The following is a 19,685-nucleotide window of genomic DNA, read 5'->3' on the forward strand; positions in this document are numbered from 1 at the left end:
AGCCCCCGTGTCGCAGTCGTTCTCAGTCGCGCGGGCGGGTGTGCACGAGCCAGGCGATGCCGAGGAAGGGCAGCACCAGCGGGAGGTAGCCGTAGCCCTGGCCGTACGCCGACCACACGGTCGCGTCCGGGAAGAGCTCCGGGTCCAGCACGGTCAGGGTGCCGACCGTGAGGACCCCGACGAGCTCGAAGCCGACGGCCGCCCACGCCATGGTGCGGGGCCGCGGACCGACCTCGGCGAGGCCCAGCGTCGCGAGCACGTAGACCACCGCGGCGAGCGCCGACAGCGTGTAGGCCAGCGGCGCCTCGGAGGCCTTGGTGAGCAGCTGGACGAGGCTGCGCGCGGTCGCGGCCAGCGCGAAGACGGCGTACGTCGCCACGAGGACGCGCCCGAGCCCGGTCGAGGTGGAGCTCCGCCCGGACCTGCCCGGGGCAGGGGTGCGGGCAGCGTCAGGCTGCGGCATGGATCTGCTCCAGGCGCAGGACGAGGAAGGCGACGGTGAGCAGGGCGACGATCAGCACCGCCGTGGCCCCGCGGCTGCGCTCCCCCAGCGACCAGAGCAGGCCCAGCGGCAGGATGACCAGCACGGCCAGGAGGTAGCCGACGAAGGTGATGCCGGGGTCGCCGCTGCCACCGATGAGCTGGCCGATGCCGACGACCGCCTGGACGACCAGACCGGCCTCGAGGAGCGCGAGCAGGGCCACGAGCACCCGGTCGGGGCTGCGGTCGAGGGCGACGTACACACCGGTGACGAGCGCGAGGACGAGCGAGGCCACGATGAGGACCGTCTGGAGCGGATCGATCACCACCCCAGTCTGTCAGGGCACCGGAGGGGTCAGACCGCCGCGTCGGCCGTCGGGCGACCGGTGCACAACATCAGCAGCTCGGTCATCGGGGCGCGCAGCTCGGGGCCGGTGCCGCGGACCCAGTCGGTGTCGGTGGCGACCAGGCGGTGCTCGCTGAAGAGGTGGCGGGTGCCGAAGAGGAGGGCGAGGGTCCGCACCCGGTCGGCGGCGACGGCCGCCGCCTCGGGGGGTGCCGCCACGGTGCGACCGAGCGGGCGCACGATGTCCTGGGTGTGCACGATCGCGTCGATGAGCGGCTCGACGTGCGTGACGGTGAGCGGCCCCTTGCGGACCTCGGCCCACTCGTCGTACTGCGCGAGGATGTCGGCCACCGGCGCGCGCCCCCGGCGCTGCCCGTCGCGCAGGATCATCCCGTTGTAGCCGCGCCACATGCCGCCCATGACCTTGACCGTGCTGACCAGGCCCAGCTGCGGGCCGGCGATCACGTGGGCGGCGACGTCGCGCACCCGCCAGCCCGCGCACAGCGACGGCTGGTCCCACTCCTCGGGGGTGAGGTCGCGGAGCACGTCGCGCAGGGCGAGCCGCTGGGCGATCGTGTGCTGCCAGACCTCGTCGCGCTCCATGAAATCCCTCCGGACCGTCAGTCTCCCTGACCACTTTATGGTCAGATAGGCTGACGATGTTGTCAAGGAGGAACCCATGGCCCAACCGCACCCGGCGGTGCTGATGTTCGTCTCGCATCGCCACGTGGAGAGGCAGGTGCTCGAGCACCTGTGGGAGCGCGGGTACGACGACATCACCATCGCGCAGGGCCGGATCGCGGCCCGTCTCGGCGAGCACGGGTCCCGGCTCACCGAGCTGGCCGAGGCTGCCCAGGTGACCAAGCAGACCGCCGGCTACCTCGTCGACCAGCTCGAGCGCGCCGGGTACGTCGAGCGGCGGCCGGACCCGACCGACGCCCGGGCCCGGCTCGTCTGCCTCAGCGACCGGGGGCGTGCCGTGCAGCGGGAGGCCCGCACCGTCGAGCGACGCATCGCGCGCGAGTGGTCGCGCCACCTCGGGGCGGAGCGCTACGGCGAGCTGCGCACCATGCTGGCGGAGCTGCGCGAGATCACCGACCCGTGGTGGGAGGGCCGGGAGGCCTGACCCGGCCATGATGGTGCGGTGACCACGCCCCCCGCCGCGCCCCCGCGCTGGGTGCTGCACGTCGACATGGACCAGTTCCTCGTCGCCGTGGAGCTGCTGCGCCGGCCCGACCTGGTGGGACGGCCGGTCATCGTCGGTGGTCGCGGCGACCCGACCGAGCGCGCCGTCGTCTCCACCGCGTCGTACGAGGCCCGTGAGCACGGGGTCGGGTCCGGCATGCCGCTGCGGGTGGCGGTCCGCAAGTGCCCCGACGCGGTGCTGCTGCCGGTCGACCGGCCGGTCTACGAGGCCGCGTCCGCCCGGGTGATGCAGACGCTGAAGGACCTCCCCGGCACCGTGGTGGAGGTGCTCGGCTGGGACGAGGCCTTCGTCGGCGTCCACACCGACGACCCCGAGGCCACCGCCGGGTCCGTGCGGGCCACGGTCCTGGAGGCCACCGGGCTGCACTGCTCGGTCGGCATCGGCGACACCCTCGTGCGGGCCAAGACGGCGACCGGCTTCGGCAAGCCGCGGGGCACGTTCGTGCTCACCCGCGAGACCTGGCTGGACGTGATGGGCGAGCGCCCGACGACCGCGCTGTGGGGCGTGGGCCCGCGGATCTCGGCCCGGCTAGCCGGCCTCGGGATCGACACCGTCGCCCAGCTGGCGAGCGCACCGGTCGAGGCGCTGGTCGCCGAACTCGGACCGTCCGGCGGGGCACACGTGGGTCGGCTCGGCCGTGGGGGCGGTCGGGACTGGCCCGACGACACCCCGTGGGTCGCCCGGGCGCACGGCCACGAGACGACCTACCAGCGCGACCTCGACCCGGCCGAGGTCCCGGAGGCGTTGCGCGTGCTCGCCGAGCAGGTGGTGGCCGACCTGCGTCGCGAGGAGCGGGCGGCGATGCGGGTGCATCTCAAGGTGCGGGTCAAGCCGTTCTTCACCTCCACCAAGGTCCGCAAGCTCGCCGAGCCGACGTACGACGTCGACGTCATCGCCACCACGGCCCACGAGCTCTACCTGGCGCTCGGCGACGACCGGCCGGTGCGGCTGCTCGGCATCCGTGGCGAGATGGTGCCGCCGGAGGGTGGCTACTGAGGGTCGTCCCGTTGTCCACAGGCCCGGGACGGCGGGGTTGGCGGGGGCGCTCCGCGGGCACCGGTGAGGGATGGACACCGACGACTGGAGCGCCCGGCTCCGCCAGGACACCACCCGGCGGCTCGAGGCCGTCTCCCGGATGCAGGACGAGCTCGCGCAGGTGCACGGCGAGGCCGCGGCGGCCGGCGGGCTCGTGCGGGTGCGGGTCGGCCCGACCGGCCTGCCCACCGAGCTGCACCTCGCACCGGACGCGATGCGCCTGTCCGCCGACCAGCTGGCCCGCCACGTGGTCGCGGCCATCACCGAGGCCGCCGCGTCCGCGGGCGAGCGGGTGCGGGAGGTGGTCGGGGAGCTCGTCCCCGGGGTCGACCTCGAGGCACTGCTGTCCGGCCCCGTCGTTGCGGCCGACCGGGAGGCCGTCGACGAGGAGCTCGACCGCTGGCGGTCGGCGGGGCCCTAGCCGGGTGCCGTCACTCCTGCTCGTGGATCGGGTGCTTGGGCAGCTTCTTGACCTTCTGCCGACGCTTGCGGCGCTCGGGGATCATCGAGCGCATCTCCTCGAGCCGCCCGAAGCACAGCAGCCGGTCCTCGGGCTCGAGGACGTGGCTGCCGCGCGGGTTGGGGATCACCGACGTGCCACGGTGCAGGGTCAGCACCGAGATGTCCTTCTCCCGCAGGCCCGACTCCTCGAGGGACTTGCCCACGATGTCGGCGTCGCCGTGCACGAGCAGCTCCGCGACGCCGTACCCGGTCGAGACGCTCAGCCGCTGCCGCACGTCGATCTGCGGGAAGGCGACCTGGTTGTCGATGTAGTCGATGATCGCGCCGGCCACGTCGAGCTTGGTCGCGTTCTCGATGCCCTCGAGGCCGGGCGAGGAGTTGACCTCCATCACCTGCGGGCCGTCGTTGCCCTCCAGCATGTCGACGCCGGCGACCTTGAGGCCCATGATCTGGGCGGAGCGGACGGCCGCCTCCTCGAAGGCCTGGTCCAGCTCGACCGGCTCGACCGACCCGCCGCGGTGCACGTTGGAGCGGAACTCGTCGCCCTGCGCCACCCGCCGCATCGCGGCGACCACGCGGTCGCCGACCACCAGCGCGCGGATGTCGCGGCCCTTGCTCTCCTTGACGAAGCGCTGGATGAGGACGTTCTGCTTGGTGCTCTGCAGGGTCTCGATGATCGCCTCGGCCACCTTGATGTCCGGCGCGAGGATGACCCCGATGCCCTGGGTGCCCTCGAGGAGCTTGATCACGACGGGCGCGCCACCCACGCGCTCGATGGCCGGGATCACGTCGGCGCGGTCGCGCACGAAGGTCGTGGCGGGCATGGCGATGCCGTGCTTGGACAGGATCTGCGTCGCGCGCAGCTTGTCGCGCGAGTTCGAGATGCCGTACGCCGTGTTGGGCGTGTAGACGTCCATCTGCTCGAACTGGCGGACCACGGCGGTGCCGAAGTAGGTGATCGAGTTGCCGATTCGCGGCAGGATCGCGTCGTAGTCGGAGAGCTGCTTGCCGCGGAACTGGAGGTCCGGCTCCTTGCCCGACAGGTCGATGCCGAAGCGCAGGGTGTTGAGCACCTTGACCTCGTGCCCGCGGTCGAGCGCCGCGGTGCGCAGGCGCTGGGTGCTGTACGCCCGGGGGGCGCGGGACAGGATCGCGAGCTTCACTCTTCACACCTGATTGGATGGGGGGCGTGGCCGATCCCCATCCAACCATCGTCGCCGGCTGGCGCGAGTGGGTCTCCCTCCCGGACGCGGGGGTGGAGTGGATCAAGGCCAAGCTCGACACCGGTGCGCGGTCGTCGTCGATCCACGCGTTCGGCCTCGAGGAGTTCTCCCGCGACGGCGAGGCCTGGGTGCGGTTCTCCATCCGGCCCTGGCAGCGCTCCGAGGAGGACACGGTCACCCACGAGTGCCCGGTCCACGACCGGCGCCTCGTGCGCAGCTCGTCCGGCCACTCCGAGGAGCGGTACGTCGTGCTGATGGCCCTGCGGCTCGTCGACCGGACCGTCACCGCCGAGGTCACCCTGAGCAGCCGCGACGAGATGGGCTTCCGGATGCTCGTCGGGCGCGAGGCGCTGCGCCAGGGCTTCCTCGTCGACTCCCACCGGTCCTACGTCGGCGGGCGGCCCCGGCGGGCCGTGCGCCGTCGCAACCGCGGGGTCTGACCGGGGCCTGCCCGACGAGCTCACAGCCGACGCACAACCTCACGCCACCTCGCCGACAGGTCCGGTGCGCACGATCGGGTCCACGAGCCGCCGACGCGGCGTCCCAGACCCGAGAGGTTCCATCCCATGCGACTCCCCCGTCGACCACCCCGGCTCCGCGAGGCCGTGGCCGCGACCCTGGCCGGCGTCCTGCTGGCCGGGTGCGGCACGTCCCTCGCAACCGGCACAGCCGCCACCTCGACCACCGGCTCCACCGCGGCGTCGACGACCACCTCGACGACGGTCCCGGCCGGCGTCACCACCGTGGCCGAGGCGCTGGACGCGAACGTGACGGTCGAGGCCGGCGACACGGCGTACGACGACGCGGAGGTCACCGACGTCGCGCTGTCCGGCACGTCAGCGACCTCGGACAACGATGCAGTGACCAGCGAGGACGGCACTGTCTCCATCACCGCCGCCGGGACCTACCGGCTGAGCGGTGCACTGGACGGGCAGGTCGTGGTCGACGGCGCCGGTGACGGCGTCGTACGCCTCGTGCTCGACGGCGCCACCATCACCTCGTCCACCACGGCGGCTGTCGACGTGGTCGACGCCCAGTCCGTCGTCGTCGTGCTCGCCGACGGCAGCAACAACACCCTCGCCGACGCGGCGACGTACGCCGACACCTCCGACGAGGCGCCCACCGGTGCGCTCTACTCGACCGCTGACCTCACCATCGGCGGCACCGGGTCGCTGACCGTGACGGGCAACGCCAACAACGGCATCGTGGGCAAGGACGGTCTGGTGATCTCCGGCGGCACCATCGAGGTCACCTCGGTCGACGACGGCATCATCGGCAAGGACTACCTCGTCGTCTCCGACGGCGACGTCACGGTCGATGCGGTCGACGACGGGCTCAAGGCCGACAACACGACCGACGCCGGTGCGGGCTTCGTGCTCGTCTCCGGTGGCGCGGTCACGGTCACGTCCGAGGACGACGGGGTCAAGGGCGTGCAGGTGCTGGTGTCCGGCGGCACCATCGACGTCGCCGAGTCGGTCGAGGCCCTGGAGGGCTCGCTCATCGTCATCGACGACGGCGACCTCGAGCTGCACTCGGCCGACGACGGCGTCAACGTCGCCGCCACCTCCGCCGAGGGCACCGACGACAGCGCGGCCACGGACGGCGCGGGCGGACCCGGAGGGGGCGGCATGGCCGCCGACCGCTCGCTCCAGCTGTTCGTCAACGGCGGCACCCTCGAGGTGTGGTCGAGCGGCGACGGGTTGGACTCCAACGGCGACGCCACCATCACCGGCGGGGACATCACCGTCCTCGGGCCGACCACCGAGGGCAACGGCGCCCTGGACGTCAACGGCACCTTCGACGTCTCGGGCGGCACGCTGGTGGCAACCGGCAGCGCCGGGATGCTGGTGGCCCCGTCGGCCGACTCGTCGCAGGGCTGGATCGCGACCGTCCTCACAGCCACCGCGAGCGCCGGTTCCGAGGTCGTCGTCACCGACGACGACGGTGCCGAGGTCGCGACGTCCACGGTCGAGAAGGACTTCGCCTCGATCGTCCTCTCCTCGGCCGACATCGAGCCGGGCGCGACCTACACCGTCACCGTCGACGGCACGGACACCACCGTCACGGCCGGCGAGGCGCCGGCCGGCGGCGGGCCCATGGGCGGCTGAGCCGTCCCTGCACCTGCTCTCCCCTGAACCCACCCACACCGAAGGACGCACCATGAACGCACCGCACGACTCCACTCCTCCCACCGGCGCCACCTCGGCGGCCGCCGCGCCGGCTCCCGCCCCCACTCCTCCGGCCGCGTACGACGCCGACCACGGCGGTCCCGCCGACCCCGTCACCTCGACCGCTCCCGGGCGGGGTGGCTGGCGGCGCGGACTGCTCGGCGGCCGGCGCGCGATCGTCGCCGGGGTGGCGGCCGGCGCGCTGGTCGTCGGGGGTGCCGGCTTCGGGGCCGGGTACGCCGTGGGCGACCGGGCCGCCGACCAGGCCGGCACCACCACCCAGCAGGGCTTCGACCGCGACGGGGACGGCTTCGGCGGTCCGCCGGACGGCGGGATGGGTGGCCCGATGGGCGTGCCCCCGGGCGCGCAGACCGAGGGAGGCACCGGGACTGCCCCGGACCTCGACGGCGATGGGGTGCCGGACGACGGCTCGACCGACTCCGGCACGGACTCGAGCACCCAACAGAGCTGAGCGGCGTACCCCTCCCCTCACCCGGCCCGCACCTCGCGGGCCGGGTGAGTGCCGTCCGGGCGGGAGCGCTCCACCCGCTAGCGTCTGCGCATGCACTGCCAGGGGTACGCCGCGGCCGCGGCAGGGGGCGCCTGATGGCGCGGGAGTCGTTCGCCGTCGGCGCGGTGCGCGTGCGGGCCGGCACGATCCGCAACCTCGAGCTGCCCATCACCCGGCTGGTGACGGGCGCCGACGTGAGCCTCCCGGTCCGTGTCGTGCACGGCCGCGAGGACGGGCCGACGATGTGGATCAGCGCCGCCATCCACGGCGACGAGGTCGTCGGCGTCGAGGTCGTCCGCCAGGTGCTGGCCGGGCTCGACCCCAAGCAGGTGCGGGGCACGATCGTCGCGCTGCCGATGGTCAACGTGCTCGGCTTCATGAACGGCGACCGCTACCTCCCCGACCGTCGCGACCTCAACCGCTCGTTCCCCGGGTCGGCGCGCGGGTCGCTGGCCAGCCGGATCGCCCACCTCGTGATGACCGAGGTGGTCGCCAAGTGCTCGGTGGGCCTCGACCTGCACACCGGCTCCGACCGCCGCTCCAACCTGCCGCAGATCCGCGCGGACCTCGACGACGGCTTCACCCGTGACCTGGCGGCGGCCTTCGGTGCGCCCGTCATGCTGCACGCCCGCATCCGCGACGGGTCGCTGCGGCACGCCGCCCGGGAACGGGGCGCGACGGTGCTGCTCTACGAGGCGGGCGAGAGCCTGCGGATGGACGCCTACGCGATCGACGCCGGGGTCGTCGGCGTACGCCGCGTGCTCGCCGCGCTCGGCATGGTGGACGGCGTCGACGAGCCCCCGCCGCCGGCCAGCGCCGAGCTCCGGGCGAGCGGCTGGGTCCGCGCGCGGCGTACGGGCATCCTCGACCTCGACGCCCAGCTCGGGCAGGAGGTCACCGACGGCGAACGCCTCGGCGCCCTGGTCGACGCCTTCGGCAAGACGCTGCGGCTCGTGCACGCCAACCGGACCGGGATCGTGATCGGGCGGACCGAGCAGGCGCTCGTCAACTCCGGCGACGCGCTCGTGCACATCGGCTCGGCGGACTGACTCGTCCGCTCGCCGGGCCCTCGGAGACTGGCGGGCTGCGACACCCGGGCGGCCGGCCGGCCCGTCGTACGCCGCCAGTCTCCGCCCGCCCGCCTCAGCGGCCCGACCCGCTCGCCGGGGCCGTCGGCAACTGGCGGCCTCCGACACCCGGAGGGCCCGTGGAACGGTCGTACGCCGCCAGCTGTGCCGGGCTTGCTCGGCGGTCCGACGCAGCTCAGGTGATCGAGAGGGTCTCGAACGTGTACGCCGCCGAGTCGCGGCCGGCGCGACATGTGAGCCGGGCGGGGACCGAGCGGCCCTCCCGCACCACCACGTCGTACGACGCCCTGTCGACCTCGAAGCGCGCGGTCACCAGGTCGCCGTCGCGGCGGTGCCCGCGGAGCTCGACGGCGTCGAGGCGGGTCTCCCCGAGCCGGTGCCGCAGCGCGACCTCCGCGGCCTGTACGGGCATCGGGAACCGCGACCGGCCGCGGAGGTGGTCGAGCACGACGTGGCCGTCGAGGGTGGCGGCCGCGACCCGGACGGCGCCGGCCGGGTCGAGCCCCCCGTAGTACAGGCCGTGCGGGAGCACGACCAGGTTGGCCGCGAACCGGTCGCCGCCCACGTGGCTGACCTCCCACGTGAGGTCGGGGTGCGCGGCGGCGAGGGCGGCGGCGACGGGCCGGCCCCGCTCGGCGCAGCACGCGTCGTGCCGACCGTGGGTGCAGACGGCGAGCACGGGCTCGGTCATCGGCGCCCAGCCCGGGCGCACGCCGGCACCCAGGGCGGCGAGGTCGAGCTCGGCCACGTCCGCGAGATCGGGCACGGTGGCGCCCTCGGACCACCCGGCGCCGGTGTGGGCGGCGATCACCCGGTACCCGGGGTGGTCCTCGCCGCTCGTACGGGCGGGTCCACCGCGGTGCCGGCGGGCGAGCAGCACCCGCACGCCGGTCCCACGCGCGGCCGACGCGAGGTGCGCGCCGAGCCCGTCGGGGAGCCGGGCGTCGCGGAGCGCGTCGACACCCCAGGGACCCGGGTGCTCCAGGAGCAGGAAGGCCGGGAACGTCGAGGCGCTGCCGGGGAGCGGGTCGCCCCGCTCGGCGGCGTCCGCGGCGCACCGGAAGGGCTCAGCCAACGCGGAGCAACCCCTCGCGGACCAGCCGGCGGGTGAGCACGAGGGCGCTCTCGAGGTCGAGGTGCGCGACCAGGTCGCGGGGGGTGAATGCCTCACGGCGGGCGACCTCGTCCAGCGCGGGACGGAGGCGGGCCGGGACCACCAGGGACCGGTCGCCGAGCAGCACCCGGATCCGGTCGTCGGGCTCGTCGACCAGGCGGCAGGGCACCCCGGCGCGGCGCTCGAGGATCGAGTCGGGACCGATCCCGTCGGCCAGCGCCACCCGGTCCCGCAGTCCGCCGGCGGACCGGGGCGGCCGGCTGGTGAGGAAGCGTCGTACCTCGGCGTCGGCGCGGGCGTCGGTGTCGACCGCGACCAGTCGGTCGGCCACCCCGCGCAGGTGGTGGCCCAGGCCGGACGACAGGTCCGCGGGCTCGTCGAGCCACCCGGCGGGCAGGTGGTCGTCGGGGACCTGGGCGACGGCGTCGCGGACGACCCGCTCCACGAGTGCGCGCCAGGTGAGCTGGTTGATGCCGATCGTCACGTGCAGCGACGCGGTCTGCTGGGCGCGCGCTGCGTGCGGTGTCCCGGTCGGCAGGTAGGCCACGACGCCCGGCTCGAGGAGCAGGTCCCCGGGACCGTCCGTGCCGTGTACCTCCCACTGCTTGGTCCCGTGGGTCTGGAAGACGAACACGTCGTGGGAGTCGGAGTGCACCGCGAAGCCCTGCGCACCGGCGGGCGTGAGGTAGGCGTTGGCCTGGCACGGATGGCCCAGCTCCAGCTCGAGCGCGGCGACGAGGTCAGCCAGCGGCGGGTGGTAGCGCTGCAGCCCCTGCAGCACCACGGTGGCTCCCTCGTCGAAGAGGCCCAGCAGCCGGACCGGGTCGACCAGCCCGGTCAGCGGCTTGCCGGCCAGCGTGCCGCCGCGGGTGTACGACGACTCGGGCAGCACGCGGCCGTCGCGCGCGACCCGGACGGCCGGGGTCCGCAGGGCGCTGGAGGTGAGCAGTGCGTCGACGTCGTCGAGCGACAGCAGGCCGACCAGGAGGGACGGGTCGCTGTGGTGGACGTGGACCCGCGACGCCCAGGTCTTCTCTCGGAAGCCCTGGGCGTCGCCGGTCAGCAGGTCGAGGGCGCTCAGAGGGCCGTCCCGTCGGTGCCGTCGGCGTCCGTGCTGTCGCCGTCGGTGGAGTCGGTGCTGTCGCCGTCCGTGCTGTCGGCGTCGGCGCCGTCGGCGTCAGTGGAGTCGCCGTCGGTCGCGTCGGTGCTGTCGCCGTCGGTCGAGTCACCGTCGGTGCCGTCGGCGTCGCCACCGGGAGCCGGGACCGAGCTGTCGCCGGGGGCGGTCAGGCCCTCGGTGGTCATGTCGTCGTCGCCGAGCGGGGCGTCGGGAGTCGTCGTCATCGTCGTACCTCCTCTACTCACCTGGCCGGCGGCGGTTCCGCCTCCAGGTCGGTCAGTCTGCTGTGTGTCCGGGAGCCACTCCCACACCCTTGCGGGTGCGCGGGTCCTCGACAAGGGAGTCGCCCGTCACGTCGGCAACCTGAGCTCGCGCAGGGGGGGCGCCGGCCAACGACTCGAGGGGGCGGCGGACCTGGCCGTCCATCCCGGTGGCCTCCGAGATCGTGCCCCGCAACGGCTTCTTCACCACCACGGACACGACCTGCTGCTCGGCCCGCTCGACCACCGTGCGGCGGACGATCGACAGGCCCTGGACCCAGTCCCGGTAGGCGTCGACCCGGTCCTGGATGCGGCGAAGCACGCCCGCGAGGCGCTGGACCAGCGCCGCGATCCGCGACCCGGTGACCGCGGCCTTCGCCGCCGCCGACGCGGCGCCGGCGAGGGTGGACGCACCGAGGGTCACCAGCCCGGTCACCGCCGACACCGCGAGGGTGAGGGCGGCCCACTCGAGCAGCTCCCGGACCAGGTCGCGCACCAGCCGCTCGGTCTCGTGCACGGCCGAGGCAGCCTCGTCGAGACAGTCACCGACGTCGAGCGACCGGTCGGCGAGCTCCTCGAGCCCGCGGCCGACCTCCACGCCGGCGACGGTCCAGCTGCCCGCGGCCAACCCGACCCAGCCGACCCCCGTGTCCTCGACGGTGCGGTGCTGGCGGTGTCCCAGGTCGTCGAGGTGTCGACCCATCGACCGCCACCGGTCGGCCGCCTCCCGCACCGCCTCGTGGTCGCCGACGAGGGAGTCCCACTGATCGAGGAGCGGCTGCACCAGGGGTCGGACGATGTCGCGCACCTCGCCTGGCAAGGCAGCGAGCAGGGCCACCGACTCGAGCAGGGTCCCGCTCGAGGCCACCCCGGTCATGCCACCCCCCTCATGCCAGGGCTCCCCGGATCGACTCGAAGCGGTCGGCGACGTCCTCGTCGACCGAGCGGACCTCGTTGCGGAACGCGCGCAGCGTCTCGTGCAGCTCCTGGCAGCGATGGGCCTGGTCCCAGAGCCGGCGACGGGTCGCCTCGTCGGCCCGGTCGACCGCCGCGAGGAGCTCCTCGCTCGGCAGGATCCGCCCGAGCGCGGCCGCGGGCAGCGCGGTCGCCCGGCGCTCGTCCTGGGCCCGGATCAGCTCGTTGCGCACGGCGCGCTCCTCGGCGGCGGCGCGGGACAGCACGTCGTACTCCACCCGCATCAGCCCGCCGGTCTGCTCACTCGGCCACATCCCCTGCTCCTCCCTCGTGTCGATGGGACCACGCTGCCCGACGGGAGGGACGGCCGCGCTGACGAGGCTGCCACCTGTGGAGGAGGGAGACCGATCCACGGGTGGTGGACGACAAGCGGTCCGGGCCGTCGTACCGCAGCGCTCCTAGGGTGGGGGCATGACCACTGACGTGACCCTGGCCGGCGACCGCTTCGAGATCACGGTCGACGGCACCCGAGCCGGCCTGACGCAGTTCGTCGACGTCGACGGTCGGCGCATCTTCTTCCACACCGAGGTCGGTGACGAGTTCGAGGGGCAGGGGCTCGCCGGCGAGCTGGTCGCCCGCGCGCTCGACGCCACCCGCGAGGCCGGGTTGCGCGTCGTACCCGTGTGCCCCTACGTCAAGCGGTTCGTGGGCAAGCACGAGGAGTACGCCGACCTGGTCGACCCGGTCACGCCTGACGCGGTCGCCGCGGTCCGGGCCTCCCAGGCCTGAGGCAGCGGGTCAGCCGACCGCCAGCAGGTCGGCCTCGTCGGCGGTCGTCACGGGAGCACGCCGTGCAGCCCGGTCCGCCACGAGCAGCACCACGAGCGCGGCCGCGGAGAGGCCGGCACCGACCCACAGGGGCGAGGTGTAGCCGAGGCCCGCGGTGATGGTGAGCCCGCCGAGCCAGGCCCCGAACGCGTTGCCGACGTTGAAGGCCGCGATGTTGGAGCCGGACGCCAGGGTCGGGGCACTGCCGGCGTACGTCATGATCCGCATCTGCAGCCCGGGCACGGTGGCGAAGCCGAAGCCGCCCATCAGCACGAGGCTCACCACGGTCAGCGCCTGCGAGCCCGCGGTCAGCGCGAACCCGGCCAGGACGACGGTGAGCCCGGCCAGCACCACGGCCAGGGTGCGCGGGACCGAGCGGTCCGCGGCGCGACCACCGCGCCAGTTGCCGACGAACAGCCCGCCGCCGAAGAGGACCAGGAGCCACGGCACGCTGCTCGAGGCGAAGCCGGAGACCTCGGTGAGCGTGTAGGCGATGTAGGTGAAGGCACCGAACATGCCGCCGAAGCCGAGCGTGGTGACGGCGAGCGACAGCCACACCTGGCCGGAGCGGAAGGCGCCGACCTCCCCGCGCAGCCCGGCGCCGCTGCGGTCGACGGGCTGGCTGGGCACCAGCGTGGCCATGCCGACGAGGGCCACGAGGCCGATGACGGTGATCGCCCAGAAGGTGGAACGCCAGCCGAGCTGCTGGCCGAGGAACGTCCCGAGCGGCACGCCGAGGACGTTGGCACTGGTGAGTCCCGCGAACATCAGGGCGATGGCGCCCGCGCGCTTCTCGGGGGCCACCAGGTTGGCGGCGACCACGGAGCCGATGCCGAAGAACGCGCCGTGGGTGAGCGCGGCGAGGATGCGGCCGAGGAGCATCGCCTCGTACGTCGTGGCGAGGGCCGAGACCAGGTTGCCGGCGATGAACAACACCATCAGCGCCGTCAGCACGTGCTTGCGGTTGAACCGGGTGACGGCGGCGGTGAGGCCGATCGCGCCCACAGCGACGCTGAGGGCGTAGCCGGAGATGAGCCAGCCGGCCGTCGCCTCGTCGACGCGGAAGTCGGCGGCGACCTCGGGGAGCAGGCCGGCGATCACGAACTCGGTGAGCCCGATGCCGAAGCCTCCGATGGCCAGGGCGAGGAGGGCGAGGGGCATGACGTTCCTTCCAGAAGCAATAGTCCGCGTGTGCAACTAACGGCGTGATCACGAAACTAGTTGCACACGCTGACTATTGCAAGCGGCGGCTACGATGGGGCGCGTCACATCGACCCACCGTCAGTCCACCCACCGTCCGGAGGAATCCATGGGCATCGCCGACGACGCCGTCGAGATCCGCGCCCAGGGCTGGCGCACCCTCGCCGCCCTGCACGGCCTCATCGAGGCAGCCCTCGAGCGCGAGCTGAGCAGCGCCCATCAGCTCTCGGTCGTGGAGTTCACGGTGCTCGACGCCCTGTCGCGCCAGGACGGCTGGCACATGCGCATGAGCCAGCTGGCCCGCGCCGCGGCGCTCTCCGGCAGTGCCGCCACCCGGCTCGTCAACCGGCTCGAGGACCGTGGCCTGCTCACCCGGATCATCTGCGCGGACGACCGGCGGGGGATCTACACCGAGCTGACGGCGGACGGACGTCGCCTGCTCGACCGGGCCCGACCGACGCACGACCGCACCCTCGAGGCGGCCATGGCCGACGCGGGCGAGCGGCCCGAGCTCAGGTCGCTCGTCGACGCGCTGCACCGCCTGCCGGCCCCGGCCTGACCGCGGCGCTCCCGCGGGCGTCGTACGGCCCGCACTTCTCGCGGGGTAGTCCGTGACGAACGGACCCCAGAATCGCGGTGCGAGGGGTCCGATCGTCACGGACTACCCCGAGATTGAGGCAGGTCAGCGGGTCCAGTCGTCCGGCGGGTCCTCGCCGGTGACCCCGTCGACGGACTCGCGGAGCAGGTCGGCGTGCCCGGTGTGCCGGCCGTACTCCTCGAGGAGGTCGAAGAGCAGCCGGCGCAGGCTGGCGTGGTGGCCGTTGCCGTCGTCCACGTGGCACACGAAGTCGAGGCCGCCCTCGTCCAGCGCAGCGGCGATGCGGGCGTCGGCGCGCTCGACCGCGTCGTCGTACAGGCGGTAGAGCTCGTCGGGCGCGAAGCTGCCGGCACTGGTGAACTCCCAGTCGTCGGTGCCGTCGTGGCCCAGCGAGCGCCAGGGCTCGACGAGCTGCTTGCCGCGCAGCTTGGTGGTGAACATGTAGTCCTCCACCATCGCCAGGTGCAGCAGCAGGCCCCCGAGGGTCAGCGCGGAGGGTCCGAGGGTCGCGGCCAGCCCGGCCGCGTCGAGGTGGCCCGCCTTCCAGCGGAACGTCGTCCGCATCCGGGTGATCGCCCCCAGGAGGTGCTCGGTCTCGGTGCCCGCGACCGGCGGCTCCCAGGGCGGCGGGGTCCAGCCGGAGGTGCAGGAGGTCGTCATGTCGACCACGGTAGGACCGGTTCCGGACGGATCGCGTCCGCTGGGCGTGGGATCCTGCGGGGGTGGACGACACCAACCCCACCGCGCGGGCCCTGCTCGCGCTCGACCTCATCCAGTCCAGCCCCGGCATCGGCGCGGTCGAGCTGGGCGAGCGGCTCGGGGTCTCCGACCGGGCGGCGCGCCGCTACGTGAGCATCCTGCGCGCCGCGGGGATCGACATCGACAGCAGCCGGGGGCAGTACGGCGGCTACCGGGTGGCCCGGGCGCTGCGGCTCCCCCCGCTGCGCTTCAGCGCCGCCGAGGCCCTCGGCCTGGTGATGGCCGCGCTCGACGGGCACCACCCCGCGAGCGATCCGACCGACCTCGTCGGCTCGGCTCTCGGCAAGCTCATCGCCGCACTGCCGGACACGGTCGCCGCGCAGGCCGAGGCCGTACGCCGCACGGCCGCCGCGGTGCCCGACCGCTCCGCCGTCCGGCCCGATCCCGCCGTCATCACCACCCTCGTCCGGGCTGCGTCCACGAGCCGGCAGGTGTCGATCGGTTACCGCTCCGAGGCCGGCCGCGAGTGGGAGAGCGTGGTCGACCCGTGGGCCATCGTGGTGCGCCACGGTCGGTGGTACCTGCTGTGCTGGTCGCACCACTCGGGCGCCACCCGCGCCTACCGGATCGACCGAGTGACCGGCGCGCGGGTCCTCGACGCGGGCTTCCGTCCACCCCAGGACCTGGACCCGGTCGCCGCCCTCGAGGAGCACCTGGCGACCGGCTGGGACCACCCGGTCGAGGTGGTCATCGAGGCGCCGCTCGAGCGGATCGGCTGGCTGCCCCGGCACCTCGGCCGGCTCGAGGCGATGGACGAGTCGACCACCCGGCTGACGGGCAGCACGAGCAACGCCGCGTCGTACGCCGAGGGGCTGGCGCTGCTGCCCGTCCCGTTCCGAGTCGTGGCCGGCGACGAGGTCCGCGAGGCCGTCCGCGAGCTCGGCCGGCGCCTGCTCGCTGCGGGCTGACGCCGGGGTCCGTCTAGTTGAACCCGTGCCGCGCCAGGGGTCCGATGAGCTCGCGCTCCTCGTAGGCCAGGTGCGAGAGCAGGGTGTCGGTGAGCAGGTCGATCGCGTGCTGGACGTCGTCGAGGGCCCGCTCCCCCGACGTACCCGTGCCGTCGGACGCCACCAGCTGCACCAGCGCCCGGTCGAACTGCTCGAGCACGTCGTGGATGACGTCGTGCTCGGCCTCCAGCCGGTCGAGCACCGGCCCGAGACCGGGCTCGGAGCGCCGCAGGTGCGGGAAGACGCTTCGGTCCTCGAGCGTGTGGTGGCCGGTGACGATCCGGCAGTAGGACTCGCAGTAGGCACCCAGGGTCCAGTTGTTCTGCCGCATGGTCATCGTGTTGACGACCGAGCGGGCGGCGCCGACGGTCAGGTGGCCGGTGCGGACCTGGTCGAGCACGCCACGGACCTGCTGGAGCTCGGCGCGCAGCCCGTCGTGGATGTCGACGAGGTGCTGGGCGAGGCCCTGCTGGGCAGCGGGGTACGACGCCCCGTCCGGGCCGTCGTGCGTCGGCCGGTCGGACTCGTCCCACGGCTGCTCGGCGACCAGGCGGGTGCCGTCGTCGGGCGTCGGCGTGACCCCGGGGCGGCTCCGCGAGTCACTCCGCGTGTCACCGCGCGACTCGCCGGCCGGCGGTGCGCCAGCCACCGTCCCGGACCCCGAGAACGTGGCCTGCTCACCGCCCGCGGGCGAGTCCGAGCCCGAGGCGGCCCGCGCCCGCTCCGCCTCGACCAGCTCGCGCACGGCGGGGGCGACCTCGGTCGCGAAGCGACGGACGTCGTCGGGCGAGTCGGTGCCGAGGACGTAGGTGCTCATCCCGGTCTCGAGGGTGAGGCCGGCCAGCTGCTCGGCCCAGTCGTCGGCCGTCCCCTGCAGGAAGCCGCTGCCGGTGCCGAAGCGGCCGAAGACGTTGTAGATGCGCCGGATCTCCTCGGGCGCGCGGCCGGCGGCGACGGCCGCCTCGTCCAGCGCGGCGGAGAGGTCGGGCAGCGCGGGCGGGTCGGCGTACCCCATGCTCGGCACCCAGCCGTCGGCCAGCCGACCGGTCAGGCGGATCATCCGGGGCTTGTAGGCGCCGACCCAGATCGGGATGTCGTGCGCCGGCACGGGCCCGGCGTGCAGCCCGGCCGCCCGGTAGTGCTCGCCCTCGAAGCGGACGCTGCCGCCGCCCCAGAAGGCGCGGATCAGCCGGATCGCCTCGTCGAGCGCGTCGACCGCCTCGCCCGGCGTACGACGCACGCCGCCAGCCGCCTCGATGGCGTCCCAGAACGCACCGGCGCCGAGGCCGAGCTCGACCCGGCCCCCGGTGACCAGGTCGAGCGTGGCCGCGGCCTTGGCCAGCACCACCGGCGGCCGCAGCGGCAGGCTGGCCACGTTGGGCGCGATCTTGATCGTGCTGGTGCGCGCGCCGAGGACGGACAGGAGCGTCCAGGTGTCGAGGTACTTGTCCTGGTAGGGGTGGTCCTGCACCGAGACGAGGTCGAGCCCCGAGACCTCCGCGAGCTGCACCAGCCCCAGGAGGTCGTCGAGGCGGGCGGCCTCGGGGGTCGGGAAGATCCCGAACTCCAGCTCCTGCCCGTAGTCGGCCATCAGGCGGCCGCGCCCGGGACCTCGGCGTTGAGCGCGTCGGCCAGCCGGCGTACGGCGCGGGCCTCGTCGCGACGCGCCGGGTCACTCCCGGCACTGCGCTCGAGCGAGCGGAAGAGCAGCACCGCGGCGTAGGCGTGCCCGGGGTCGCGCTCGAGCATCTCGCGGGCGACGTCGGCCGCCCGGCCGGACTGCGCGGAGTGGAAGTAGCTGCGCGCCAGCAGCTCGCGCGCGCTCGCGAGGTCCCGCTCGTCGGGGTGCGTGTCGACGAGGTGCTGGAGCACGATCGCGGCGGAGTAGTAGTCGCGGTGCTCGAAGAGGTCCTCGGCCCAGCGGAAGGCGTCGTACGGCGCCAGGGTGCGGAGGGTCTGCTCGATGCGGGTCATGGGTTCCCCTTCTGTGAGTGCGGACGTCCGCCTCAACCACATACCCACCGGGGGTATTCCTAGAGCGAGACCAGCAGGGCGAGCAGGCCCAGCGTGGGCAGCAGGCCCTGGGTCAGGGCGGCCCGGGCCTTGGACCGGTCGCTGAGCACGAGCACCAGCGCGGCCGCCACCATCGAGCCGGCGGAGACCACCGCGAGCGCGAGCCCGACGTCCTCGTGGCCGGCGGCCAGGAAGCCCACCGAGGCGAATGTGCCGAGCGCGAGGAAGAGGTTGTAGAAGCCCTGGTTGTAGGCCAGCTGCCGCGTGGTCTCGGCCTGCTCCGGGGTCGTGCCGAACGTGCGCCGGGTGCTGGCCGCGGTCCACGCGAAGGACTCCAGCCAGAAGATGTAGACGTGGAGCGCTCCCGCGAGCGCGAGCAGCACCCAGGCGACGTAGGTCATGGCCGGAGCATAGGGCCGGCCGATCGGGACAGGGGTGGGTCAGGCGTCGAGGTGGAGCGCCCCAGCCTCGGGACCCTCCTCGCTGCCGGGGTCGATGACCCCGCCACCACCGAGGACGTCCTCCTCGGCGGGCACCGCGTCCGGGTCGTCACCGCCGACCCGGTCGATCGCGTCGGGGTCGTGGTAGCCGGCGTCCGGATCCGGGTCCTCCTGGCGCAGGCGCTGGGAGATCGTCTCGTCGCCGTCGATGAACTCCGCACCGCGGGGCTGGCGGTCCGGCGGGCTCCACGGCTCGTCGTCACCCGCGCTCGGGTCGTCGAGGTTGATCTCGGCCTCGGCCTGCTCGGCCTGGTCCAGCTGGGTCTCTCCCCAGTCGCCTTCGCTCTCGTGGGTCATGCCTCCACTCTGTCCGCTGGCACCCGCGCGGACAAGGCCGGTCCACCCGTGGGCATGGCCCGCCCGTCAGACCCAGAACGTGTCGTGGCGGAGCATGAACGCCGCCCGCTCGTCCTCGCCCATCCGCTCCCCGCGCGCCAGGGTCTCGAAGTAGTCCTCGCGCGGCCCGCCGGGCGCGAAGCTCAGCAGCATCTGCGCGTTGTCGGACCCGCGGAAGCCGTGGATCCCGCCCTCGGGGACGTAGAGGTAGTCGCCCGGCGACCCGGTGACCCATTCGCGCCCGTCGTACAGCTTCACGGTCCCCGACAGCACGTAGAAGTGCTCGGAGATGCTGCGGTGGAAGTGCGGGTCCGGGCCCGTCTCCGGCTCGCCGAACGTCCACCGGTAGACGCCGAGCAGGCCGCCGGACTGCTCACCGGTGACGAGGTACTCACAGGTGACGCCGCTCGCGTAGGTGAGGTCGGGCGGGGTGTCGGAGGGGCGGAGCCAGGCACTCGCCTCGCCGCCCTCCCCCGTGTAGACGTCGGGAGGATAGGAACCGGTGGAGTACGCCGGGAACGACATGCCGCCAGCGTGGCACACCCGACCGGTGTCCAGCAGTCCACCGGACGGGC

The 19,685-nt window shown here is 73.8% G+C and carries 26 protein-coding genes; 10 read left to right on the forward strand and 16 right to left on the reverse strand.

Going from position 1 to position 19,685, the window contains the following annotated elements:
• Positions 1-22: 22 nt before the first annotated feature.
• From DAE25_RS10085 to DAE25_RS10095, 3 genes are read right to left on the reverse strand one after another with little or no spacing between them, the layout of a single operon-like run.
• The gene (locus tag DAE25_RS10085; protein WP_107766083.1) at positions 23-463 is read right to left on the reverse strand and encodes a hypothetical protein; all 441 of its coding nucleotides are present in this window, start codon (positions 461-463) and stop codon (positions 23-25) included.
• Positions 450-806 carry a hypothetical protein gene (locus DAE25_RS10090; protein WP_159083666.1) on the reverse strand — a complete coding sequence of 119 codons (357 nt, stop codon included), beginning with the start codon at positions 804-806 and terminating at the stop codon, positions 450-452. The genes DAE25_RS10085 and DAE25_RS10090 overlap by 14 nt, the downstream gene beginning before the upstream one ends.
• Positions 807-835: 29 nt before the next feature.
• On the reverse strand, positions 836-1,429 hold the full coding sequence (locus DAE25_RS10095; RefSeq protein ID WP_159083667.1) for a maleylpyruvate isomerase family mycothiol-dependent enzyme: 594 nt from the start codon (positions 1,427-1,429) through the stop codon (positions 836-838).
• A 76-nt stretch (positions 1,430-1,505) separates the two neighbouring features.
• Between DAE25_RS10095 and DAE25_RS10100 the strand changes: the two genes are divergently transcribed.
• The 3 genes from DAE25_RS10100 to DAE25_RS10110 all read left to right on the forward strand — a co-directional run bounded on the left by DAE25_RS10100 (position 1,506) and on the right by DAE25_RS10110 (position 3,489).
• Positions 1,506-1,952 carry a MarR family winged helix-turn-helix transcriptional regulator gene (locus DAE25_RS10100; protein WP_107766085.1) on the forward strand — a complete coding sequence of 149 codons (447 nt, stop codon included), beginning with the start codon at positions 1,506-1,508 and terminating at the stop codon, positions 1,950-1,952.
• A gap of 18 nt (positions 1,953-1,970) precedes the next feature.
• Positions 1,971-3,029, forward strand: a complete 1,059-nt coding sequence (locus DAE25_RS10105; RefSeq protein ID WP_234410965.1) for a DNA polymerase IV — start codon at positions 1,971-1,973, stop codon at positions 3,027-3,029.
• A 70-nt stretch (positions 3,030-3,099) separates the two neighbouring features.
• A complete protein-coding gene (locus DAE25_RS10110; protein ID WP_107766086.1) occupies positions 3,100-3,489 on the forward strand; it encodes a YbaB/EbfC family nucleoid-associated protein in 390 nt (129 codons plus the stop codon).
• Positions 3,490-3,499: 10 nt separating this feature from the next.
• Here DAE25_RS10110 and DAE25_RS10115 read toward each other — a convergent pair whose 3' ends face one another.
• The gene (locus tag DAE25_RS10115; RefSeq protein WP_107766087.1) at positions 3,500-4,693 is read right to left on the reverse strand and encodes a RimK family alpha-L-glutamate ligase; all 1,194 of its coding nucleotides are present in this window, start codon (positions 4,691-4,693) and stop codon (positions 3,500-3,502) included.
• A gap of 26 nt (positions 4,694-4,719) precedes the next feature.
• Between DAE25_RS10115 and DAE25_RS10120 the strand changes: the two genes are divergently transcribed.
• From DAE25_RS10120 to DAE25_RS10135, 4 genes are all read left to right on the forward strand, one after another.
• A complete protein-coding gene (locus DAE25_RS10120; protein WP_107766350.1) occupies positions 4,720-5,193 on the forward strand; it encodes an ATP-dependent zinc protease family protein in 474 nt (157 codons plus the stop codon).
• A 126-nt stretch (positions 5,194-5,319) separates the two neighbouring features.
• On the forward strand, positions 5,320-6,861 hold the full coding sequence (locus DAE25_RS10125) for a carbohydrate-binding domain-containing protein (protein WP_107766088.1): 1,542 nt from the start codon (positions 5,320-5,322) through the stop codon (positions 6,859-6,861).
• Positions 6,862-6,913: 52 nt separating this feature from the next.
• Positions 6,914-7,393: a hypothetical protein gene (locus DAE25_RS10130; RefSeq protein ID WP_107766089.1), complete on the forward strand. Its 480-nt coding sequence runs from the start codon at positions 6,914-6,916 to the stop codon at positions 7,391-7,393.
• A gap of 134 nt (positions 7,394-7,527) precedes the next feature.
• Positions 7,528-8,481, forward strand: a complete 954-nt coding sequence (locus DAE25_RS10135) for a succinylglutamate desuccinylase/aspartoacylase family protein (protein ID WP_107766090.1) — start codon at positions 7,528-7,530, stop codon at positions 8,479-8,481.
• A gap of 214 nt (positions 8,482-8,695) precedes the next feature.
• Here DAE25_RS10135 and DAE25_RS10140 read toward each other — a convergent pair whose 3' ends face one another.
• The 5 genes from DAE25_RS10140 to DAE25_RS10160 form a co-directional block, all read right to left on the reverse strand.
• Positions 8,696-9,595, reverse strand: coding sequence for a sucrase ferredoxin (locus tag DAE25_RS10140; RefSeq protein ID WP_107766091.1), 900 nt, complete (start codon positions 9,593-9,595; stop codon positions 8,696-8,698).
• Positions 9,588-10,526: a JmjC domain-containing protein gene (locus tag DAE25_RS10145; protein WP_325050369.1), complete on the reverse strand. Its 939-nt coding sequence runs from the start codon at positions 10,524-10,526 to the stop codon at positions 9,588-9,590. The genes DAE25_RS10140 and DAE25_RS10145 overlap by 8 nt, the downstream gene beginning before the upstream one ends.
• A gap of 185 nt (positions 10,527-10,711) precedes the next feature.
• Entirely contained in the window at positions 10,712-10,978 is a 267-nt protein-coding gene (locus DAE25_RS10150) for a hypothetical protein (protein ID WP_056887908.1), read from the reverse strand.
• A gap of 52 nt (positions 10,979-11,030) precedes the next feature.
• Positions 11,031-11,891, reverse strand: a complete 861-nt coding sequence (locus DAE25_RS10155) for a WXG100 family type VII secretion target (protein ID WP_107766093.1) — start codon at positions 11,889-11,891, stop codon at positions 11,031-11,033.
• A gap of 10 nt (positions 11,892-11,901) precedes the next feature.
• Positions 11,902-12,243, reverse strand: coding sequence for a hypothetical protein (locus tag DAE25_RS10160; RefSeq protein ID WP_107766094.1), 342 nt, complete (start codon positions 12,241-12,243; stop codon positions 11,902-11,904).
• Positions 12,244-12,400: 157 nt separating this feature from the next.
• Between DAE25_RS10160 and DAE25_RS10165 the strand changes: the two genes are divergently transcribed.
• Complete coding sequence (locus tag DAE25_RS10165; protein ID WP_107766095.1) at positions 12,401-12,718, forward strand: GNAT family N-acetyltransferase; 318 nt, start codon at positions 12,401-12,403, stop codon at positions 12,716-12,718.
• Positions 12,719-12,727: 9 nt separating this feature from the next.
• On the opposite strand, the gene DAE25_RS10170 is transcribed toward DAE25_RS10165, so the two are convergent.
• Complete coding sequence (locus tag DAE25_RS10170) at positions 12,728-13,918, reverse strand: MFS transporter (RefSeq protein WP_107766096.1); 1,191 nt, start codon at positions 13,916-13,918, stop codon at positions 12,728-12,730.
• A 148-nt stretch (positions 13,919-14,066) separates the two neighbouring features.
• On the opposite strand from DAE25_RS10170, the gene DAE25_RS10175 reads away from it, so the two are divergent.
• Entirely contained in the window at positions 14,067-14,516 is a 450-nt protein-coding gene (locus tag DAE25_RS10175) for a MarR family winged helix-turn-helix transcriptional regulator (protein WP_107766097.1), read from the forward strand.
• A 123-nt stretch (positions 14,517-14,639) separates the two neighbouring features.
• On the opposite strand, the gene DAE25_RS10180 is transcribed toward DAE25_RS10175, so the two are convergent.
• The gene (locus DAE25_RS10180) at positions 14,640-15,215 is read right to left on the reverse strand and encodes a mycothiol transferase (RefSeq protein WP_107766351.1); all 576 of its coding nucleotides are present in this window, start codon (positions 15,213-15,215) and stop codon (positions 14,640-14,642) included.
• Positions 15,216-15,277: 62 nt separating this feature from the next.
• On the opposite strand from DAE25_RS10180, the gene DAE25_RS10185 reads away from it, so the two are divergent.
• The gene (locus tag DAE25_RS10185) at positions 15,278-16,222 is read left to right on the forward strand and encodes a helix-turn-helix transcriptional regulator (protein WP_107766098.1); all 945 of its coding nucleotides are present in this window, start codon (positions 15,278-15,280) and stop codon (positions 16,220-16,222) included.
• Between the two features lie 13 nt (positions 16,223-16,235).
• On the opposite strand, the gene DAE25_RS10190 is transcribed toward DAE25_RS10185, so the two are convergent.
• From DAE25_RS10190 to DAE25_RS10210, 5 genes are all read right to left on the reverse strand, one after another.
• Complete coding sequence (locus DAE25_RS10190) at positions 16,236-17,852, reverse strand: LLM class flavin-dependent oxidoreductase (RefSeq protein WP_107766099.1); 1,617 nt, start codon at positions 17,850-17,852, stop codon at positions 16,236-16,238.
• A complete protein-coding gene (locus tag DAE25_RS10195) occupies positions 17,852-18,235 on the reverse strand; it encodes a tetratricopeptide repeat protein (RefSeq protein WP_107766100.1) in 384 nt (127 codons plus the stop codon). The genes DAE25_RS10190 and DAE25_RS10195 overlap by 1 nt, the downstream gene beginning before the upstream one ends.
• 59 nt (positions 18,236-18,294) lie before the next feature.
• Complete coding sequence (locus tag DAE25_RS10200; RefSeq protein ID WP_107766101.1) at positions 18,295-18,675, reverse strand: DUF1304 domain-containing protein; 381 nt, start codon at positions 18,673-18,675, stop codon at positions 18,295-18,297.
• Between the two features lie 39 nt (positions 18,676-18,714).
• Complete coding sequence (locus DAE25_RS10205) at positions 18,715-19,071, reverse strand: hypothetical protein (RefSeq protein ID WP_107766102.1); 357 nt, start codon at positions 19,069-19,071, stop codon at positions 18,715-18,717.
• Between the two features lie 66 nt (positions 19,072-19,137).
• The gene (locus tag DAE25_RS10210) at positions 19,138-19,635 is read right to left on the reverse strand and encodes a cupin domain-containing protein (RefSeq protein WP_107766103.1); all 498 of its coding nucleotides are present in this window, start codon (positions 19,633-19,635) and stop codon (positions 19,138-19,140) included.
• Between the last annotated feature and the right edge of the window lie 50 nt (positions 19,636-19,685).

The sequence above is a fragment of the Nocardioides terrigena genome, assembly GCF_003047265.1.
In the GTDB taxonomy this organism is placed as follows: Bacteria; Actinomycetota; Actinomycetes; order Propionibacteriales; family Nocardioidaceae; genus Nocardioides; species Nocardioides terrigena.

Bases quoted from the DNA above. Each gene is read 5' to 3' on its own strand.
- DAE25_RS10085 (WP_107766083.1), bottom strand. From the start codon at position 463: ATGCCGCAGCCTGACGCTGCCCGCACCCCTGCCCCGGGCAGGTCCGGG.
- DAE25_RS10095 (WP_159083667.1), bottom strand. From the start codon at position 1,429: ATGGAGCGCGACGAGGTCTGGCAGCACACGATCGCCCAGCGGCTCGCC.
- DAE25_RS10100 (WP_107766085.1), top strand. From the start codon at position 1,506: ATGGCCCAACCGCACCCGGCGGTGCTGATGTTCGTCTCGCATCGCCAC.
- DAE25_RS10110 (WP_107766086.1), top strand. From the start codon at position 3,100: ATGGACACCGACGACTGGAGCGCCCGGCTCCGCCAGGACACCACCCGG.
- DAE25_RS10125 (WP_107766088.1), top strand. From the start codon at position 5,320: ATGCGACTCCCCCGTCGACCACCCCGGCTCCGCGAGGCCGTGGCCGCG.
- DAE25_RS10130 (WP_107766089.1), top strand. From the start codon at position 6,914: ATGAACGCACCGCACGACTCCACTCCTCCCACCGGCGCCACCTCGGCG.
- DAE25_RS10135 (WP_107766090.1), top strand. From the start codon at position 7,528: ATGGCGCGGGAGTCGTTCGCCGTCGGCGCGGTGCGCGTGCGGGCCGGC.
- DAE25_RS10150 (WP_056887908.1), bottom strand. From the start codon at position 10,978: ATGACGACGACTCCCGACGCCCCGCTCGGCGACGACGACATGACCACC.
- DAE25_RS10155 (WP_107766093.1), bottom strand. From the start codon at position 11,891: ATGACCGGGGTGGCCTCGAGCGGGACCCTGCTCGAGTCGGTGGCCCTG.
- DAE25_RS10160 (WP_107766094.1), bottom strand. From the start codon at position 12,243: ATGTGGCCGAGTGAGCAGACCGGCGGGCTGATGCGGGTGGAGTACGAC.
- DAE25_RS10165 (WP_107766095.1), top strand. From the start codon at position 12,401: ATGACCACTGACGTGACCCTGGCCGGCGACCGCTTCGAGATCACGGTC.
- DAE25_RS10170 (WP_107766096.1), bottom strand. From the start codon at position 13,918: ATGCCCCTCGCCCTCCTCGCCCTGGCCATCGGAGGCTTCGGCATCGGG.
- DAE25_RS10175 (WP_107766097.1), top strand. From the start codon at position 14,067: ATGGGCATCGCCGACGACGCCGTCGAGATCCGCGCCCAGGGCTGGCGC.
- DAE25_RS10180 (WP_107766351.1), bottom strand. From the start codon at position 15,215: ATGACGACCTCCTGCACCTCCGGCTGGACCCCGCCGCCCTGGGAGCCG.
- DAE25_RS10190 (WP_107766099.1), bottom strand. From the start codon at position 17,852: ATGGCCGACTACGGGCAGGAGCTGGAGTTCGGGATCTTCCCGACCCCC.
- DAE25_RS10195 (WP_107766100.1), bottom strand. From the start codon at position 18,235: ATGACCCGCATCGAGCAGACCCTCCGCACCCTGGCGCCGTACGACGCC.
- DAE25_RS10200 (WP_107766101.1), bottom strand. From the start codon at position 18,675: ATGACCTACGTCGCCTGGGTGCTGCTCGCGCTCGCGGGAGCGCTCCAC.
- DAE25_RS10205 (WP_107766102.1), bottom strand. From the start codon at position 19,071: ATGACCCACGAGAGCGAAGGCGACTGGGGAGAGACCCAGCTGGACCAG.
- DAE25_RS10210 (WP_107766103.1), bottom strand. From the start codon at position 19,635: ATGTCGTTCCCGGCGTACTCCACCGGTTCCTATCCTCCCGACGTCTAC.